Here is an 18972-nt window from a genome sequence, read left to right as displayed (position 1 = left end):
ATGGAAAACTTTAGCATTGAAAAACTAGAAAAACCTTTTGATATTGAGATAGATTCAATAGCAAGTGATAAATCAATTTCACACAGATGTGCTATGTTTTCCCTCTTTTCAAATGAAACTTCATATATAAAAAACTTTTTAACCGCTGAAGATACTTTAAATTCATTAAGTATTGTAGAACAATTAGGCGCAAAAGTAAAAAGAGATGCAAAGCAAGTAGAGATAACCCCTGCAAAAGAATTAAAAGAGCCTGAGGATGTACTTGACTGTGGTAATGCAGGAACGGGAATGAGACTTTTTTGCGGACTTTTGGCTTCTATAGACGGAGCTTTTGTATTAACAGGGGATAAATATTTAAGAAACAGACCTATGAAAAGAGTTGCCCAGCCTTTAAGAAGTATAGGAGCAAAGATTGACGGCAGAGACAACGGGAATAAAGCTCCGCTTTTTATTAGAGGAGTAAAAGAGTTAAAACCGTTTATCTACAATTCACCCGTAGATTCTGCACAAGTTAAATCAGCAATGATTTTAGCAGCACTTAGAGCAACAGGTGTTTCAAAATACAAAGAGAATGAATTAACAAGAGACCATACGGAAAGAATGTTAAAAGGTATGGGCGCTAAAATTGAAACGGATAAAGAGGGATATATTAATATTCATCCTTTGAAAGGAGCTTTAAAACCTCTTAATATAACCGTTCCCGCAGATCCTAGTTCTGCTTTCTTTTTTGCCGTTGCAGCAGCAATAACACCAAATAGCAGAGTAGTTCTAAAAAATGTAAGTTTGAACCCTACAAGAATCGGAGCGTATGAGATTCTTAAGAAGATGGGAGTTGAAGTAAATTTTATAGAAAAAGAGAATATTTATGAACCAATCGGCGATATTGAAGTTAAATATAAAGAGCTTAATGCAGTAGTTGTAGATAAGCATATCTCTTGGTTAATTGACGAACTTCCGGCTTTAGCTATTGTTATGAGTCTTGCAAAAGGCACTTCTGTAGTAAAAAATGCAAAAGAGTTAAGAGTAAAAGAATCAGACAGAATAAAATCTGTTGTTACAAACTTAGAAAAATGCGGTGTAAATTTTACGGAGTTTGAAGACGGATATGAGATCACGGGCGGAAGTCTAAAACACGCAACAATAGATTCGCACGGAGATCATAGAATTGCTATGAGCTTCTCAATAGCAGGATTGATTTGCGGTATGGATATTCAAGATGTAGATTGTATTTTAACTTCATTTCCGAATTTTAAAGAGATTTTAGAGAGTTTAAGAGGATAATATATGAAAGTAAAACTAGCTTCTAGTTACGGATTTTGTTTTGGAGTAAAAAGAGCTATCAAAATAGCTGAAGGGTATAAAAATGCTGCAACTATGGGTCCTCTTATTCATAACCAAAATGAGATAGACAGACTAAAAAACGATTATAACGTAGGTCTTTATGAAAATATTTCCGAAGTAAAACCAAAAGATACGGTTATTATTAGAACCCACGGTATTCCAAAACGTGATTTAAAAGAACTAAAACAAAAAAGTGCAAAAGTTATAAATGCCACTTGCCCTTTTGTTACTACTCCTCAACAAATCGTAAAAAAAATGTCCGAAGAGAATTACTCAATTCTAATTTTCGGAGACGAACATCATCCCGAGGTTAAAGGTGTAAAATCATACGGTAAAGATACCGATGACGTACATGTAGTAATGACAAAAGAGGATTTAGAAAATATAGAATTTAAATATGACAAAATTGCTACTGTAGCGCAAACTACAAGAAAAAAAGAGATATATCTTGAAATTGTAAATGCACTTATTCTTAAAAATAAAGAGGTTAGAGTATTTAATACTATTTGTGATGCAACCTTTGAAAATCAAGATGCGGCAAGAGAACTCTCAAAAGAAGTAGACGTAATGGTTGTAATTGGAGGAAAAAACTCTTCAAACACAAAACAATTACACTCAATTTGTCTAGAAAATTGCAAAGATTCTTATTTAATAGAAAATGCTCAAGAAATAGATAAAAACTGGTTCAAAGACAAAGAGTTATGCGGTATCACCGCAGGTGCATCAACTCCCGATTGGATAATTCAACAAGTAGTAGATTCAGTACAAAAGCATTAAACTTATTTTTTTTAAGTAAACTTTCGATATAATCATGACCATTTAATAAAAAAAAACGGTTAATACGAAGGAATAAAATGGGTATCGATGATATAGAACTAGGTGAAGACTTTGATTTTGCGCAAATGCTTGAAGAGTCTTTTGAGAATGCTGAAAATAACTCTGTAGTTGATGGTGTAATTGTTGAAATTACTGGTGATAGTGTACTTGTTGATGTTGGTCAAAAAATAGAAGGTAGACTTAATATCTCTGAAATAACAATCGGTGGTGAAGTTCAATTCAAAGCAGGAGATACAATTCCTGTAATGTTGATGGGAACTAAAGGTGAAAGACCATCGATTTCTTATAAAAAAGTTCTTCAAAAAGAAAAATTCGATGCTTTTGTAAAAGAGCATGGAGAAAATATAGAAGATGTTGTAATTGAAGGTAAAATTGTTTCTGTTAAAAACAGAGGCGGTTTTATAATTGAAGATGAAACTGGCTTAGAATACTTTATGCCTATGGCACAATCTTATTTAAAAACTCAAGGTGCAATAGGGAAAAAAGTAAAAGCAAAAGTTTTAAAAGTAAATAATGCACAAAATTCAATTATTGTATCTAGAAAAAAACTTATTGAAGAAGCAAAACTTGAAAAAGATTCAAGAGTAACTGAAATTTTAGAAAAAAATGAACCTGTAACAGGAACAGTTAAAAAAATCACATCTTACGGTATGTTTATTGATTTAGGTGGAATCGACGGACTTGTAAATTACAATGAAATCTCTTATAAAGGTCCTGTTAATCCTGCAAATTATTATAACGAAGGTGATGAAGTTCCGGTTGTAGTTTTATCTTATGATAAAGCAAAACAACATCTATCTTTATCTATCAAAGCTGCACTTCCTAATCCTTGGGAAGAGATTAAAGATGAATTAGAAGTAGGTGATACTATCACTGTTACTGTTTCTAACTTTGAATCTTACGGTGCTTTTGTTGATTTAGGAAATGATATTGAAGGACTTTTACATATTTCTGAAATTTCTTGGAACAAAAATCTAAAAAATCCAAAAGATGTTTTAACATTGGGTGAAGAAGTTAATGTTGAAGTTATTGAACTTGACGTTGATAAAAAAAGATTAAGAGTATCTCTTAAAAACTTACAAGAAAAACCTTTCGCAAAATTCCTAAAAGAGAATAAAGTAGGAGATGTAGTAAAAGGTAAAGTTGCAACACTTACTGATTTCGGTGCTTTTGTTACTATTGGTGAAGTTGACGGTTTATTACATAATGAAGAAGCTTCTTGGGAATCAAATTCAAAATGTAAATCACTTTATAAAAAAGGTGATGAAGTAGAAGTTAAAATTATCAAAATTGACAAAGAAAAAGAGAATATCTCATTATCTGTAAAAGAGATCAGTGACTCTCCTGCAAAAAATTTCCAAAACGAACATAAAGTCGGAGATATTGTAAAAGGACCTGTAAAAGATAAAAAAGATTTCGGTATTTTTATAAAATTAGCCGATAACTTAGACGGTCTAATAAGAAATGAAGATTTCGGTCCTTTAAATGCAGAAGAAGTTAATGTCGGTGATGAATTAGAAGCTGTAGTAATCAATATTGATACAAAGAAAAACAGAGTTAGATTATCTGTAAAAAGATTAGAACAACAACAAGAAAGAGAAGTTTTAAAAGCAGTTAACGATGATTCGTCAATGACACTAGGTGATCTTTTAAAAGACCAAATTAAGTAAGTTCAAGGAATTAGTAAAAATGAGTAAACATACTATTGTTGTTTGTGACCATATTCATGAAGATGGTTTAAACATCTTAAAGAATACAGAAGATGTAAATTATGTATATGCTGCAGATATTGATAAAACATCTTTATTAGATGTAATCAAAGACGCGGATATTGTTATTACAAGATCTTCAACTGATGTTGATGAAAAGTTTTTAGATGCAGCTAAAAATCTTAAAGCCGTAATTAGAGCCGGTGTTGGATATGATAATGTTGACATGGAAGGTTGTAGCAAAAGAGGTATCATTGCTATGAACGTTCCTACAGCAAACACAATTGCGGCAGTTGAACTTACAATGACACATATGCTTTCTTGTATGAGAAAATTTCCTTATGCTCACAACCAACTAAAAAATGACAGAATCTGGAAAAGAGAAGATTGGTATGGGAATGAACTTTTTGGTAAAAAACTTGGAATTATAGGTTTTGGTAATATAGGTCACAGAGTCGGACTTAGAGCAAAAAGCTTTGAGATGGAAGTTGTAACATATGACCCTTATATTCCATCAACTAAAGCAACAGATTTAGGAATTGAATATACTACAAACTTTGATGATATTTTAGCTTGTGATATTATTACGATTCATACACCTAAAAACAAAGAGACTATCGATATGATTGGTGAAGAAGAGATAGCTAAAATGAAAGACGGTGTAATTTTGATTAACTGTGCAAGAGGTGGTTTATATAATGAAGATGCCCTATATAACAACCTAAAATCAGGTAAAATTGCAATGGCAGGAATCGACGTATTTAAAAAAGAACCTGCAATTGATAACAAACTTTTAGATTTACCTAATATAACTGTAACTGCACACTTAGGGGCAAATACAAAAGAGTCTCAAAAGAAAATTGCGGTGCAAGCTGCACAAAATGCTATTGATTCAGCAAGAGGTGTTTCATACCCTAATGCTCTTAATCTTCCAATAGATGAGAGTAAAATTCCTTCTTTTGTGAAACCTTACATTGAATTAACACAAAAAATTGCATTTTTAGCAGCACAAAGAGATAGATCACCAATCAGATCAATCGCTGTTTGTGCTCAAGGAGATATAAAAGAGTATTTAGATTCATTGAGTACTTTTGCTGCTGTCGGAGCTTTAAGCGTATCTGCAGGAAGTGATGTAAACTATGTAAATGCAAAATTTTTAGCAGAAGATAAAGGTATTACTTTTGAAACTTCTGAAATGAAATCAACAAGCGGATATAGCAATAAAATCACTCTAAAACTAACAACTGAAAACGGTGTAAGCACTATTTCAGGAACAGTTTTTGACGACAATGTACAAAGAATCGTTGAACTTAACGGATTTGATTTTGATATTGAACCTAAGGGAAAAATGATAATTATGAGAAACAACGATATTCCAGGTGTAATTGGAACAGTCGGTAAACTTTTAGGAGATAGAAATATTAATATCTCTGACTTTAGACTAGCAAGAGGTAAAAATAAAGACGCCCTTGCAATTATTTTAGTTGATAACTCAATTAACAGCAAAATTTTAGAAGAGATTAGCAATATTGAAGCTGCAATTTCAGTTTCATATGTAGAAATTTAAGGAGAATCCAAGATGGCAAATATTTCAATGAGTGAATTAAAAAAAGGTCTAAAAATTGAGATTGACGGAGTACCTTATAAAATTGTTGAGTATCAACATGTAAAACCGGGGAAAGGTGCTGCTTTTGTTAGATGTAAAATCAAATCCTTTTTAAACGGAAAAGTTATCGAAAAAACTTTTCATGCTGGGGATAAATGTACAACTCCCGATTTACAACAAAGAACAATGCAGTATTTATATGATGACGGTGATATGATGCAATTTATGGATAATGAAACTTATGAACAAATTGGATTAACTCACGATCAAGTAGGAGATACTGAAAAATGGATTATTGACGGAATGAATGTTGATATGATGTTTTTCAACGGTGATGCTATTACAGTTGAGCCGCCTGCTATTGTAGAACTAAAGATTGTTGATACACCGCCAAACTTTAAAGGTGATTCTCAAGGAGGTAAAAAACCTGCAACTTTGGAATCAGGTGCAGTAGTTCAAATACCTTTTCACTTAGTTGAAGATGATGTTATCAAAGTAGATACAAAAACAGGTGAATATTTAGAAAAAGTTAAATAATAAACTCTTTTGATCTTTATCGCTTTTATAGCGATAAAGATGCTTTTTTGTTCTCAAAAAAACTCATATATTCCTCATCAGAAACCTTATAATTATAAAACTTCAAAAAAAAGTTTTTAGTCTCTTTTTTTAAATTAATGTTTTCCATTTGCGTTGGATAAAGAATTTTAGCCAGCCAAACAATACCTAAAATCGACTCAGGAGAGGGTCTGTCCCACCAAAAAGTTCCAACAGGACCTTCGTATACTTGTTTTTCTCTAATAGCTTTAATATTTTGCAAAGCGGGATTATCTCTAAAAGCAGTTGCATTTTGATTCTTAAAAGGACTTCTTATAGTAACAATAACATCAGGATCCCATAAAATAAGAGTCTCTATAGATCTTTCACCTTCTATTGCAGTTTTAGCAGCAACATTAATTCCACCTGCTAAATTTATAAATTCATCAACCCAACTTTTTTTCCATTGTGATGAATATTTTCTTTTTTTAGTTGTATAATAGACTCTTTTTTGTCTATTTTCAGGTATATCTTTAAGATTATTATTAATAGCCAATAAAGTTTGTTTCCAATAAGAGACTAACTCTTTTGCTTTAGGCTCAACATTAAGTATTTTACCTAAATGCAAAAACTCTTCCAATAAAGAATCTATACTATGCTTACCTATTCCCAAAGTATATACGGGAAAGCCCATTTGTGAAATTCTGTTATTCATTTGATATGATGTGGCACCAACAAAAACAATTGAAGGATTTACATCCATTAATGCCTCAATATTAACATCACTAAAAGAGCCTATACTAGGTACATCTTTAAGATTGGGATATACTTTTACAAACTCTTTAAATCTACTTACACTAGGTTGTGCAACAATTTTATCTCCTCCCATAAACAGTGCAATTTCTTGTGATGCCCCGCCATAACAGGTAATTGCAATTTTATTGATTTTTTTAGGAATACATATCTCTTTATTTAAATAATCTTTAACGATTTTTTCACATTTGTTATCCGTATCTTTTGGATAGGCTCCAATTAAAAAAAGATTTATTAATAAAATTATATATACAATTTTCATTGCTTAAAACCTGTATTGAACTGAAAAAAACAGACTTCTTTGTGCACCCACAAGATAAGTAGCTTTTGCCTCATCATCACTTGTATCTGAAGTTGAAATAGTAGAAATATACTCTTCATCTAATAAATTAGTAACAGAAAAAGATAGATCTAATCTTTTTTTGTTGCCAAAAGAGTACTCTTTATGAACAGAAAAGTCCAATAACCAATAAGGATCAACACTATATTTATTCTCAACATCAGCATATCGTTTACCTAAATATCGAAGTATAGGGCTTAATTTATATCCCTGATAATCATATACAAGTGATAAATTACCTGTAAATTCAGGTACATCTGGAAGTTGCTGACCTTTTGATTTTATTGTAGTTCCGGCACTTGTTTCAACATCTTCTTTAAACTCATATTTATTATAAGTAAGAGATAGATTTAAATTTAAATTATCAAGTACTTTATAGCTTGCAGCAAGTTCTGCACCGTAAGATTGTGCTTTTGCCATATTTTGCTGGTATGTAAAATCCAAAGCTGGATCATAAAAAGAACCTGCTACGTTTTTTACATCAGAGTAAAACAATGTTGTATCAGTTTTCCAAGTCGATGTCCCGTAACCGTAACCTATATCAAAATTGTCAGATTCTTCAGGTTTTATATTATCCCACATATCTTGCAGGGTATCTTCAGACATATGCATTTTTCTGTAATATGTTACAACTCCACCTCCTAATCCATATTGGGGAGTATTATAGTTGCGTCCGTAACTTGCTCTAATATAAGAGTTATCATTTATATAATGCGTTAACCCTATATTAGGTAAGAAGACTTCATATGTATTGGAGTTCAATGTAAACTCCTCATTATTTGCTTTAGAGAGTGCAGATTCATAACTTACATCCCCTATTCCTGTCACATCATAACTTTTTAGAGTAGGAGTACTTAACCATAAATATTTCAATCCTGCTTCAACAACAGTATTACCGAACTCTTTTTCAGCCGTTATGTATGGAGCATGAAATATACTGTTTTTTTCTACATCTATAAGCCTTTCCCATGCTGAGAATTCATAGGTACCAAATTCTCTTAGTTTCCTAGTTGTAGGAGGTCCCGGAGGTTCATCTTCTTGATACCAATAACCTAACTTTATTTTTCCGTTATCAATTTTATGTGCATATTCCGCAACTACTCCATATGTATCATGGTCCACAATCCACTCAATAATATTAGTAGAAGTTGTAGACCAAGATTTTCCTTTATCATGTAAAAAATACGGTCTTAGAGTAAAAGAGTCTTTACTACTTAAAGGAACTTCAACCTTTCCTAAAATTGCATAGGTTTCAAAATCTTGTCTATGATAATCATAGTAATCAGATTTTGCAGGATCATCAGTTTGATAATCCAAATCCTTATACTCAGATAAATCTTTACTCTGCTCAAAAGTTAGTCCTTGATATCCGTGCTTTTTCTCATCATTGTAAATTCCGTAAAGCTCCCATTTTATATCCTGCTTAGACGTACTTGCTATTCCAAATTCAAAATTTTTACGCTCGGTAGCTTTACCTTCACCTTTCCATTTATCAGCATCAGTATATGAGCCTGAAATAAAAATTTTTGCAGTATCTTCTATATTACCCGTATCCACACGCATATAAGTTTTTGATAAACTATCACTTCCAAAAACTTGCTTTATAACAGTGCTAAAATTACTTGAAGGAGCTTTAAAATTCATATCAACCATACCGTTGTCACTTCCGTAACCAAACCCGCTGTCTGCTTTAATCGCACCCTTTTCTACATTGATATAATCAATATTTTCAATATCAACCATTGTTGAAAGCCCTCCACCTGGACCAATTCCTTTTAGAGGCAATCCTTCAAGGGTTTCACCGACATTTCTATCTGATTTTCCACGTATTTTGTGAGTTATACTCATTCCCAAAGGATCATTAAAACGTATGTCAACACCTGGTTCTAAAGAAATAGCTTTATATGGATTAATTAATTCTGCACTATCAAAAAGTTTGATTTCTGCCGAAGTTGTTACACTCTTACTTCCAATTGCACTGTCATTGTCAGTTAAGTTATTGTGAGTCTCTATATCTACTTCCGGCAAATCATAATTTTCATCTGCAAAAGTATCAGAATTAATTAATAGTAACAAAGCTGTATGCATTACTAAGCTCTTATATTTCATTTAACAGTTCCTTTCATCGTTATTTACTTTGAAATATAACGTTAGAAATATAAAGTTTTGTTTAATTTTTATTATAGTTAGTTATATACAATTATATAATAAATATACATTCTTAATAATTTATGATAATAATTATAATTATATTAAAAATTGATATGTATAATTTATAAACAAATATAAAATCTATAAAGTAAGGTCATTTTTAGGAGTTTTAAGGGTTTAAAATAATTTTAAATAATATATAATAAAAAGATTTTTATAAATTTTTTGAATAAAAAAAGAGTCTAATCTTTTTTTCTCAAATAAATTACTTTTTCTGATCCAATAAAATTTTCATGAAGAATTTCGAAATCTATATCTATCTCATTTACAGCGTTTAATCCTTTTCTGATTTTTGGATTTACTAAAAGTACTACAAAATCTATTCTCTGTTTTAAGATATTCATCAAATTGTATGTTCCTTCTACCATAACAAATTTATAATCAAGCAATTTAAATAAATCATCACTTATAAAGACATCTCTATTTGGAATTTTAAATAGTGGAATATTATTATCAAATATTTTATTTTTTGAATAAATCATTATATTAGGAGAACGACCTGCTATATATCTTGCATCTAAAGTAGGTCTATCAGTTCTAACCGTATTTCCTCCTATTAGCATTAAATCAATTTTATCTCTTAGGGTATGAGTATATGCCAAAGTTTGATTTGAAGAAATTTTACCGTCAATCGAACCGTTTAGAGTCATTGCCATTTTAAAAAATACAAAAGTACTTTCTGTCCATTTAATAAATGGATACAAAAGATCATACGCCTCTTTTTGCATACATCCAAGACTTACATCTATATTTGCATTTTTAAGGGTTTCTATACCCCCTGATGCTTCTTTGTTGGTATCTTTATGAGCAATTACCACTCTTTTTGGTTTTAACTCTTTTAACAAATTTGAACATGCCGGAGTTTTACCTATGTGATTACAAGGTTCTAAAGTAACATAAACTATGCAATCAGTAAAAAAATTATTATGGTTTTTTATTAGATATTGATGTATTTCATCTGAAGTTTTTTTTAATTTTAATAAGTCATTTGGATTTTTTTTTAAAAATGCAGCTTTTAGTGCATTTACTTCTGCATGGGCTTCACCTGCAGTTTTATGAGCTTCTATTGCAAGAATTTCACCGTTTTTTACAACAACGCAGCCAACTGCAGGATTAGGATAAGTTAAAAGTTGATATTTCCAAGCTTCATCAATGGCTAACTTCATAAAGAAGTTATCATCAATTTTCATTTATAAAATCCTACCATTCAAAATAAGTAGAAGCAGAAGATATTTCATCATAAGGAACTATCTCTTCTCCATGTTTAGTCTTAATTTTGATATTTTCATCATTGGCTTCAATTAATTCACCTTTGATTATATTTTTATCAAAATCTTTTAATTTTACCTTCTCACCGATTGAAGATTTAAAATGAAGTCTCTTTTTTAATTTTCTTTCAATTCCCGGAGAGCTGACTTCAAGGTTATATTTACCTTGCATAGGTTCATCAATATCTAAAATAGGAGAGATCATTCTACTAATTTCGGCACATTTATCTAACGATATTCCCTCTTTAGAAGTAACATAAACTCTGAAAATATTTTTATCATTCTCTTTTAAAGTAACTATGTCATAAAGTTGTGCTTTGCAACCTTTTACTGCTATTTCGATTGATTCTTCTAAATTCATGATTTACTCTTTTGTTGCTCAATTTGTCTAAAAAGTTCATCAATACTATTTGACGACTCTAATGATTTGTCATTTACAAACTTAAATACAGGGCATTTATACCATCCTGTTGCACTTAAGACGTAAGACTTTATTCTTCCGTTAGCTTTAGTAAGAGCAGAAATAATTCCAGGTATCTCTTTTTCACTAAAATCACTTCCGTCAAAATAAACGGTTGCATCATATTTACCGTTTTTACAGTTTACTCCTGTTATAGGAAGAGAACAGATTCTATCATCATTTAGTGTTGATAAAGCCTCTGGAATCAACTCCATAAGCAGAGATTCTGTTCTTTGTAAATTTATACTCTTCAAGACTTAACTCTTTTTATTATTAAATATGTACTTTTTCTTCTATTTGGATAAATGTTTCAATAAAATCTCCAACTTTTATATCGTTGAATTTTTCAAACATAATACCGCATTCATAACCGTTAGCAACCTCTTTAACATCATCTTTAAATCTTTTAAGTGATGAAATTTTACCTGTATATGTTACTACACCGTCTCTAATAATTCTTGCGTGACCGCCTCTAATTACTTTACCGTCAGTTACTAAACATCCTGCAACTGTTCCTACTTTTGGAACAACAAAAGTATCTCTAACTTCTGCTTGACCTGTATTTTCTTCTCTGATAACGGCGCTCATCATTCCTGATAAAGCATCTTTTACATCATCAATTAAATCGTAAATAACAGAATAAGTATTAATTGTAATTCCGTCTGCTTTTGCTTTACTTTTAACCGATCCGGTAGGTCTTACGTTAAATCCTAAAATAATGCAACCTTCACTAGCACTTGCAAGTACTAAATCAGATTCGGTAATTCCACCTACACCTGCATGAATTACTCTTACTTTTACCTCTTCGTTTTGGATTTTTTCCAATGAACCTTTAATTGCTTCCAAAGAACCGGCAACATCTGTTTTGATAATTACAGGAAGTTGTTTTATTTTACCTTCTGCAATAAGTCCGCTCATCTCTTCTAAAGATACTTTTGTAGATTTTGACAACTCTTTAGCTCTTACATGTTCAGCTCTTCTGTTTGCAATCTCTCTAGCCTCTTTTTCAGAGTCTTGACCAACCATTATAGTACCTGCACCGGGAACTTCATTTAGACCTAATATTGAACCTGTTTCAGATAAAGTAAGCTCTTTAACAGGTTTTCCCAAATCATTTGTGATTGCTTTTACTCTACCGTATGTAGTATCACATACAACATTGTCCCCTACTCTTAATGTTCCGTTTTGAACAATAACAGTAGCAACAGGTCCTCTACCTTTTTCTAACGAAGATTCAACAACAACGGCTTTTGCTTTTGCACTAGGATCTGCTTTAAGTTCTAGGATTTCTGATTGAAGCAAAATATTTTCTAATAAATCATCGATTCCCATTCCAGTACGAGCAGAAACTCCAATAAACTCAATATCTCCACCCCAATCAACAGGTGTCATATCTCTTTCAGCCATTTGAGCTTTTACCATATCCATATTTGCCGTTTCTTTATCCATTTTATTTACGGCAACTATAATCGGACAACCTGAAGCTTTTGCATGGGAAATAACCTCTTCTGTTTGAGGCATAACACCGTCATCTGCTGCAACAACAATAATTACGATATCAGTAACGTCTGCACCTCTTGCTCTCATTTCAGAGAAAGCTGCGTGTCCCGGAGTATCAACAAATGTAATTTTTTGATTGTTTTGTTTAATTGTATAAGCTGAAATATGTTGGGTAATCCCACCTGCTTCACCTGAAGCAACTTTAGAACTTCTAATTTTATCTAATAAAGTAGTTTTACCGTGATCAACGTGTCCCATAATTGTTACTACAGGAGGTCTTGTTACAAAATGAGATTCATCTATCTCTTCTTCTTGATACTCTTCAACATAATTTGCATCTTCTAAAGCATCTTTTACGGTAACTTCTATTCCAAACTCTTCCCCTAAAATCTCTAATTCATCTTGTTTAAGGAAATCATTTTTGGTAACCATCATTCCTAAACCGAAAAGTACAGAGATTACTTCTGAAGGAGATTTACCGCAAGCTTCTGCAAACTCATATACTCTAATATCTTCAGGAATCGTAACTTCAGTAATAGATACTTCTTCTTTCGTATGTTTTACTCTTTTCTTTCTTTTTCCTCTTTTTAAACCTTGAGGTCTGTTTCCGAAAGCTGCCGGTTTAGATGCTCTTGATTGTTTTTTATTATCATGGCTTTTATTATGATCTTCAAAGATTTTTGATGTATCAGTAAGCCCCATATCAAGAAGAACTACCTCTTCTCCTAATAAAGATTCATCACTGCTACTTGATTTAAAATCTTCTTTTGTTTCAGCTTCAAACTCAATCACTTTTCCATGTTCATGAGATTTTGCAGGTTGTTTTTTCTTCTCTTTTTTCTTAGCAGAGACTTTAGTTTCAGTACTTTTAGGAGGTAAAGGAGCAGTTTTTTTCTCTTCTACATCGCTTCCGCCTAGAATTTCGCTTAATGATTTCATTGCTTTTTTAGGCTGGTTATCATTTACTGATATTTCATTATTGGAAGGTAGAGGTTTTGTATCTTCTTTATCCTTCCTTTTTTTAATTATTTTAAGACCTCTTCTTTTTGGAACGATTTTATTAGGAGTTACGCTTTTTAAAGGTTTATCTTTTTTGGGTTCATCTTTTTTATCAGACTCTTCAACTTTTTTTACTTCAGTTTGTTCATTTTTTGTTGCTTTAATAGGCTCATTTTCTTCGTTACTACTCTCTTTTGGCGAATCTTCTTTTTTAGTAACTACTTTTTTTACTTTTGCCGGTTTTTTCTTTAATCTGCTGCTTTTACCGGTCATTATATAATTTGCTATTTCTTCAGCATCCTCAAATGAAACTGCACTTTGAGGGGATTTAAGCTCAATTCCTAAATCTTTGGCTTTAGCAACTACTTCATTACTGCTTGCTCCCGCCTCTTCTGCTATCTCATAAACTCTTACATTATCTGACATGCGTTAATATCTCCTTAAGTTGTCCTAAATAGTCATCTTTATTTTTACACACTCTAAAAAGTGCTTTTTCAAGTTTTTTCAAATCTTTTTGATTGTTTTGTGAATCTTCAATAATAGAAAGACAATCATTACAGATATAAAAACTTCTGCCATTATTGTCAAATGGTACAAGTTTTTTATCCTCACATTTTAAACGAAGTAGCTCATTTTGAGGGAATTTCCCTCTGCAAATGACACATGTTCGTATTGGTCTTTTTAAAATAGTCAATATTATACCTAAATTTACTTAAATTTAATGTTTTTTTAATACTCTATTGTTACGCCGCTGTTATTAAAGTCTCTTGTTAAAACTTTAAAATGGGGGAATCTTTTTTTAAGTTCTTTTTCAATTCTACTTGCATCATCATTAAATGCCATTGAAAAAAGTGTTGAGCCGGAACCTGAGAGTGTACTCATAAGTGCACCGCTTTTAAGAGCCGTTTTTTGAACATCAAAAAGTTCCGGCATCTGTTTCATTCTATATTTTTGATGTACTTGGTCTTGAGAAGCTATTCTTAACATTTTCCAATCTTCACTCATAAAAGCTGCCGTAAGCAGTGATGAGTGAGAAATATTAAATGTAACATCCTCTTTTGAATATTTGTAAGGTAATGCTTTTCTTGCCAACTGTGTAGAAATCGGTCTATTTGGAATAACTACAACTGCTTTTAAAGATTTTGGCATATTTTTTTTAATATATTTAACTTCATTGTCTTTTACAGCTGCAACATTAAAGCCACCCATTACAGCAGGAGTTATATTATCAGGATGACTTTCATAAGCTAATGCCAAATTCAAAAGTTTATTTTTATCTATTTTAATCCCTTCTATTGCATATGCACTGGCAATTGCAGAAACTATAACCGCAGAAGAACTTCCAAGTCCTCTTGATAAAGGAATATCATTGGTAAATTCAAATCTAAAGTGTCTTTTTTTGTTTGATAAGTTATGATAAAAATCATTAAATATAGCAATAAACATATTATTATCTTTAAGAATAGGATTGTTTGCACCCTCTCCTTTTAAAGAAACGCTATGAAATTTTGACGGTTTTATAATAACTTGATTATACAAAGATATCGCTAATCCCAAAGTATCAAAACCAGGTCCCAAATTAGCACTTGTAGCAGGCACGCATATTTTCAAACTTTTTCCTTTTAAACTGCTGGTAAATTGTAAATTGGCAGTGTTTGAGTACTAAAATTAATATCTTTCAAAACATCTGGCAATTTAAAAGCTGACATTCTACTGTTATTTTCTAAAAAATCAACTTTAACACCGTTTTTGCTATTTATAAAATACTTTTTACCCAAAGCTTTAATAGGAGAATTTTCATTAAACTCAAAACCGCTGCAAGCTCTTAAACTTATATTTTGTGTTATACATAGAGTTTTTAAAAAAACATATGCAACTTTAATAGCCATATATGACCCCGGTGTATTTACGTAATATATATTATCTAATTTAAACTCTTTTAATATCTCTTCAAAAATCAAAGGCAACACATCAGAAGTCATCCCGTCATTTTCAAAAACTTTAATTAGTTTTTTATCTTTGTAAACTCCAACTAAAAGGGGCTTTGAAATACTAATAACTAAAACTTCCGTCATATATTATGCTTCAACCCTTGAGTATGCAAGTTCAAATACTTCTGCCTCGTCTTGCGCCTCTTCTAAATCAATAATTTCATAATTTGCTTCATCTTCATAAAGTTTTTTTGTTAATAAGTGATTTAAATGATGGCTTCCTTTATGAGCATTATATTCTCCAACAAGAGTATAACCCAATAGAGCCATATCGCCGATTGCATCAAGAATTTTATGTCTTACAAACTCGTCATCATATCTTAATCCGTCAGGATTCAATACTTTTGAATGATCTAAAACAATAGCATTTTCCATTGAAGCACCTTGTGCTAAACCTTTACTTCTAAGGTATTGTACTTCATGTAAAAATCCAAAGGTTCTTGCTCTACTGATATTCTCTTTATACTCTTCAATAGAGTAATCAAAATTAAACTCTTGATGTCCTATTACAGGGTGCTCAAAATCTATTGAAAAATCATATATTATATGGTTTGAAGGTTTTAAAGCTACTTTTTTACCGTCTTCGGTTGTTATTTCAACATCTTTTTTAATTTTTATTGCTTTTTTTGATTTCTCTAACTCTTTTATCCCGGCTTCATCAATCAGCATACAATATCCTGAAGAACTTCCGTCAAGAACGGGAACCTCATCATTATCTAAAACAATTCTTAAATTATCAATTCCGTAAGCATAAATAGCTGATAAAATATGTTCTACAGTCGAAATAACAACTCCGTCTTTTCCTATAACCGTTGCCATTTGCGTATCAACTACATTTTCTATTTTAAGAGGAATTGAAACTCCTGCATCAACTCTGTAAAAGACTATTCCCATATCTGCCTCAAGAGGTTCTAGCCTCATTTTTACGGGAACTCCTTTATGCAGTCCGATTCCTACTATTTCAACACTTTTTTCTATTGTTCTTTGTCTCATTTGCTACTTCTTATCTCTTGTTTTGCTTCATCTAAAATATTTGATACTCTGGTTTTTATCCAATTCTTATCCATCCACTCTAAAGGATTTACTTCTATACCTTGAACTAATAAACCAAAATGTAAATGATCTCCAAATACAGCTCCTGTACTTCCCGTATTTGCAATAACCTGTCCTGCTTTTACTTCTTCATTTTTTGCAACATTAAATTGACTTGTATGAGCATATAAAGTTTGTAAACCAAACCCATGATCAATAATCAAACTATTACCGTAAATTCCCAAATAGTTGCTAAAAACTACTTTCCCTTTATTTGATACTTTTATATCCGCATGTTTGATACTTGCCCAGTCAACTCCCAAATGCCAGGCTTCATCAATTTTTTCTCCCTCATAAAAATATGATCTTCGTTCTGCAAATCCGGCAACCGTTTTAGAACCGCTTAATCTTCTAAAAGGTTTAATCCTAAAATTAGAGACCAACTCTTTTGACATATTTTTTACCGACTCTTCTCTAATTGTCTTTACGTTATTTGCTCTTAAATCTTCATTTTCTTTAATAAAGATATCAACGGTTTTTTCAGGTATATCATAACCGCTTTTTTCTAAAACCGGAATAGATACTTGAGATACGAAACCGTCTGAAATATTTAAATTATCATTTTTTATTTTTAAATCTTTTATATAAAAAGGTATTTTTGTTATAGTTTTATTATTAGCTTCATCAACAGCTATAAGATTTACTCTGCTAAACTGATCAAACTTTATATCTATAGGCCAAGCTACAATTGCCATATAAAATCCCTCTTTAATATAAGGAATAAGTTCAAATCTGTAATCATTGTTAAAAGTTATATACTTATCTTTTAAGTTTTCATCTTTTACTTCAACGACAACTGCAGCACTACCGCCTCTTCTAATATTATATGAGTTTGCAAGAACTCTTGCTAGGGGTCTTTTTCTATCAATATCCAAAGTAAACTCTTTATATGTGGCATTACCTTTAAAAAAGTTCCAAAATGAGTTATCATATGCTTCAACGGCAATTGTAACTTTTTTTATATTCGGAGTCAAAGATATAGGTTTTATATTAAAAATTACTTTATCTTGTTTTGCAGAAATATTATTTTGGGCAATCTCTTCAACATTATTATTAGTTTTATAGTAAACTTTGTACGACCTTATCCCGCTTTTATCGGAAAGTTCAACCGTTAAATCATCTTTTAAATTCCAATATCCCGTACTTTTTAATACGATTTTTGCCGGTTCTTTTTCAAAAAGAGGTGAAAAATATACAAATGCTGCACCGCCTATTATTAGAATAAAAACTAATCCTAAAACAATATTTACTAAATTACTCTTTTGTCGTCTCAAGTATTTCCTTTAAAACTTTTTTTCTTACACTTTGAATATCCGTAGAATCAATAGAAAAACCTGCAGCGTTAATATGCCCTCCGCCGCCGAAGTTAGCAGCTATTTTAGAAACATTGATTTTATCTTTTGAACGCAGGCTAATTCTACTTACACCGTTTACTACTCTTACAAACAGTGCTACTTTGACTATTTGTATTCTCATTACCATATTTAAAGCCTCTTCACAATCCCTATTGTGGGCTCCTGTTTGTTTAAACCACTCATCTTTTGCATAAATAGTTGCAACTTTACCTTCATCATAAAGCTCCATACTCTCCAAAATTTTTGGAATAATTCTATATTTAGCTAAAGAATCTCTTCTTTTTATCTTATTTGCTATTTCAGAAGGACTTGCTCCAAATTCAACTAAATGATTTACTTTTTCAAAAGTCAATTCATCACATCTGTTTAAAGAAAAAGCCAAAGAATCATCATATATCCCAACATAAAGTGCAGTTGCACTGTTTTTTGTTATATAAAGACCGTTAAATCTAAAAAAATCATATATTATTTCTGCTGTTGAACTCTTCATAGGATCAACTAAATTTATATCTCCGAAATTATCATTTGAGGCATGATGATCAAAATTAATCAATTTGATTGATTCATCTACTTCAAACCCGAATCTTTTTTTCGAAGAACAATCGCAAGATATTACCAAATCAAAAAATTTAGGCAATTGATCCGTAATTTTATCAAATCTATTTATAAAATCTAAATTTCTGGGCAAATCAGAACTTATATTAAAAACTTTGTGTTTTATTTTGTTCTCATGAAACAGATTTGACAAAGCCAGAGCAGATGAGATAGAGTCTGCATCCGGATTTACATGAGTTATTACCAAAATATATCTACTCTTTTCAATAAGCTGTAAAGCTTTTGAAAAATTAGTCATATTAATTTTATTGTTTAAAATAAAGTCTTTTTTCATCTTTTAAGTATGCCTAAGTTTTATTAA

General features: G+C 31.2%; 17 protein-coding genes. 5 read left to right on the top strand and 12 right to left on the bottom strand.

All coding sequences use genetic code 11. The features are described 5' to 3' along the window. The 5 genes from aroA (at nt 1) to efp (ending at nt 6030) form a co-directional block, all read left to right on the top strand. Nucleotides 1-1281, top strand: coding sequence for a 3-phosphoshikimate 1-carboxyvinyltransferase (gene aroA / locus AANAER_RS02185; RefSeq protein WP_129082728.1), 1281 nt, complete (start codon nt 1-3; stop codon nt 1279-1281). A gap of 3 nt (nt 1282-1284) precedes the next feature. Next, nucleotides 1285-2118 (top strand): 4-hydroxy-3-methylbut-2-enyl diphosphate reductase, encoded by an 834-nt coding sequence (locus tag AANAER_RS02180; RefSeq protein WP_044416384.1) that lies wholly within the window; start codon nt 1285-1287, stop codon nt 2116-2118. Nucleotides 2119-2195: 77 nt separating this feature from the next. Then, nucleotides 2196-3848, top strand: coding sequence for a 30S ribosomal protein S1 (locus AANAER_RS02175; RefSeq protein ID WP_044416385.1), 1653 nt, complete (start codon nt 2196-2198; stop codon nt 3846-3848). A 19-nt stretch (nt 3849-3867) separates the two neighbouring features. After that, nucleotides 3868-5454 (top strand): phosphoglycerate dehydrogenase, encoded by a 1587-nt coding sequence (serA, locus tag AANAER_RS02170; RefSeq protein ID WP_129082727.1) that lies wholly within the window; start codon nt 3868-3870, stop codon nt 5452-5454. Nucleotides 5455-5466: 12 nt separating this feature from the next. Continuing rightward, nucleotides 5467-6030, top strand: coding sequence for an elongation factor P (efp, locus tag AANAER_RS02165; RefSeq protein WP_129082726.1), 564 nt, complete (start codon nt 5467-5469; stop codon nt 6028-6030). A gap of 25 nt (nt 6031-6055) precedes the next feature. On the opposite strand, the gene AANAER_RS02160 is transcribed toward efp, so the two are convergent. The 12 genes from AANAER_RS02160 to AANAER_RS02105 all read right to left on the bottom strand — a co-directional run bounded on the left by AANAER_RS02160 (nt 6056) and on the right by AANAER_RS02105 (nt 18945). Then, entirely contained in the window at nt 6056-7102 is a 1047-nt protein-coding gene (locus tag AANAER_RS02160) for an ABC transporter substrate-binding protein (protein ID WP_129082725.1), read from the bottom strand. Nucleotides 7103-7105: 3 nt separating this feature from the next. Further along, nucleotides 7106-9289, bottom strand: coding sequence for a TonB-dependent receptor (locus AANAER_RS02155; RefSeq protein WP_129082724.1), 2184 nt, complete (start codon nt 9287-9289; stop codon nt 7106-7108). A 284-nt stretch (nt 9290-9573) separates the two neighbouring features. Continuing rightward, nucleotides 9574-10581 carry a bifunctional diaminohydroxyphosphoribosylaminopyrimidine deaminase/5-amino-6-(5-phosphoribosylamino)uracil reductase RibD gene (gene ribD / locus AANAER_RS02150; RefSeq protein ID WP_129082723.1) on the bottom strand — a complete coding sequence of 336 codons (1008 nt, stop codon included), beginning with the start codon at nt 10579-10581 and terminating at the stop codon, nt 9574-9576. Between the two features lie 10 nt (nt 10582-10591). After that, a complete protein-coding gene (gene rimP / locus AANAER_RS02145; protein ID WP_129082722.1) occupies nt 10592-11020 on the bottom strand; it encodes a ribosome maturation factor RimP in 429 nt (142 codons plus the stop codon). Next, nucleotides 11017-11373, bottom strand: a complete 357-nt coding sequence (gene rbfA / locus AANAER_RS02140) for a 30S ribosome-binding factor RbfA (protein ID WP_129082721.1) — start codon at nt 11371-11373, stop codon at nt 11017-11019. The genes rimP and rbfA overlap by 4 nt, the downstream gene beginning before the upstream one ends. 19 nt (nt 11374-11392) lie before the next feature. Beyond that, the gene (gene infB, locus AANAER_RS02135; protein ID WP_129082720.1) at nt 11393-14044 is read right to left on the bottom strand and encodes a translation initiation factor IF-2; all 2652 of its coding nucleotides are present in this window, start codon (nt 14042-14044) and stop codon (nt 11393-11395) included. Beyond that, entirely contained in the window at nt 14034-14312 is a 279-nt protein-coding gene (locus AANAER_RS02130) for a DUF448 domain-containing protein (RefSeq protein ID WP_052502609.1), read from the bottom strand. The genes infB and AANAER_RS02130 overlap by 11 nt, the downstream gene beginning before the upstream one ends. Nucleotides 14313-14347: 35 nt before the next feature. Continuing rightward, nucleotides 14348-15229 (bottom strand): homoserine kinase, encoded by an 882-nt coding sequence (gene thrB, locus AANAER_RS02125; RefSeq protein ID WP_129082719.1) that lies wholly within the window; start codon nt 15227-15229, stop codon nt 14348-14350. Nucleotides 15230-15240: 11 nt separating this feature from the next. Next, on the bottom strand, nt 15241-15693 hold the full coding sequence (locus AANAER_RS02120; RefSeq protein WP_129082718.1) for a hypothetical protein: 453 nt from the start codon (nt 15691-15693) through the stop codon (nt 15241-15243). A 3-nt stretch (nt 15694-15696) separates the two neighbouring features. Further along, nucleotides 15697-16602, bottom strand: a complete 906-nt coding sequence (gene lpxC / locus AANAER_RS02115; protein ID WP_129082717.1) for a UDP-3-O-acyl-N-acetylglucosamine deacetylase — start codon at nt 16600-16602, stop codon at nt 15697-15699. Continuing rightward, nucleotides 16599-17975, bottom strand: coding sequence for a M23 family metallopeptidase (locus AANAER_RS02110; protein WP_129082716.1), 1377 nt, complete (start codon nt 17973-17975; stop codon nt 16599-16601). The genes lpxC and AANAER_RS02110 overlap by 4 nt, the downstream gene beginning before the upstream one ends. Next, nucleotides 17956-18945: a DHH family phosphoesterase gene (locus AANAER_RS02105; RefSeq protein WP_129082715.1), complete on the bottom strand. Its 990-nt coding sequence runs from the start codon at nt 18943-18945 to the stop codon at nt 17956-17958. Before AANAER_RS02105 ends, AANAER_RS02110 begins: the two co-directional genes overlap by 20 nt. Between the last annotated feature and the right edge of the window lie 27 nt (nt 18946-18972).

This window comes from Halarcobacter anaerophilus (assembly GCF_006459125.1).
Classification (GTDB): domain Bacteria; phylum Campylobacterota; class Campylobacteria; order Campylobacterales; family Arcobacteraceae; genus Halarcobacter; species Halarcobacter anaerophilus.
Note: the sequence above shows the minus strand (reverse complement) of the source record. Positions and strands in the feature narration are given on the sequence as shown.